General features: G+C 69.0%; 2 pseudogenes. Both read right to left on the bottom strand.

Annotated features, from left to right (window positions below):
• A pseudogene (locus ACFXMF_RS47780) lies at positions 1 to 584 on the bottom strand (hypothetical protein); the annotation flags it as partial.
• 132 nt (positions 585 to 716) lie between these two features.
• Positions 717 to 1,072: pseudogene (locus ACFXMF_RS47775) on the bottom strand (hypothetical protein); the annotation flags it as partial.

Genomic DNA, 1,072 nt, shown 5'->3' with positions numbered 1-1,072 from the left:
TCCACGCCCTTTTCGACACCCACGTACAACGCCCGCCAGAACGGCGTCTCGCCGTAGAACAACGGCACCTTCGTCCCGTCCCGGCCGTACACCCGATCGCCCTGCGACAGCCTGTCACCCACGCTCGGGAGCCAGGTGATGGTCCCGGGGCCCGCATTGTTTCCGGTGTCGGGGGGCGAACCGCCCTGACCGCCGCCGGAACCCGCACCGCCGGTTGCCGAGCCGCCACCCGGGCCGCTGTTCGAGCCGCCGCCCGAGCCCGAGTTCGAGCCTTGAGGAGGGGGAGGGCTGCCGCCGGTCTGCGGCTTGTTCCCACTGCCTCCGTTGCTCTCGTTGCTCCCGTTGTTCCCGTTGCTCCCGCCGGTCGACGTGTTCTCCTTGTCCGGTCCGGGTGCGGCGGCGTTCACGGAGTACGTGCCGGCATAGCCGAGCTTGCCGTCCACGTTCTGCCGGTCGACCAGGTCCGCCCGGGTCACCGGGACCGCGTCCAGTTTCGTGCGATTCACGGAGGCACCGGAGCCGTCGCCGCCGTCGGAGAGCAGCACGGCCACCGCCCCACCTGCCGAGGCCAGCACCAGAGTCACCGCGAGCGCACGTCGGCACCGACGACGACGCCCGCGCGGGTACGCCGTTCGGTCCGGTTCGGTCGGCGTGGGAGCCGGTTCCTCGTCGTACCCGTAGTGCCGTGCGGGGTCGATCGAAACCACGAGCCGCCCCTACTTCTTCTTCGTCGGCGGCGGAAGCTTCTTGTTGCACAGGTCCATCGCCGTCTTCACCTTGTCGTCGTTGATGTCCAGCGTGACCATCGCGCCACCCGCGCCGTCGCCCACGTTCACGCCGTTCTCGCGCAGACAGTCCGTGCGCTTGGCCTGCCACTCCTTGAACTTGGGGTCGTTCGGGTCGAAGTCGCTCTTCGGCTGGAACTTCTCACACGCCTTCATCGCTTCCTCGGTCTTGGACGACCCCTCGTCCGCGGACATCGCCTGCATCCGCATCGCGCCGCCCTCACCGGGCTCCGGGTCGGGCATGTCGACCCCGTGCTCGCGCATGCAACCCGCGAACTTGACCATCT

It is taken from the genome of Embleya sp. NPDC059213 (assembly GCF_042754445.1).
Lineage (GTDB): Bacteria > Actinomycetota > Actinomycetes > Streptomycetales > Streptomycetaceae > Embleya.
This window is presented reverse-complemented; position numbering and strand designations above follow the sequence as displayed.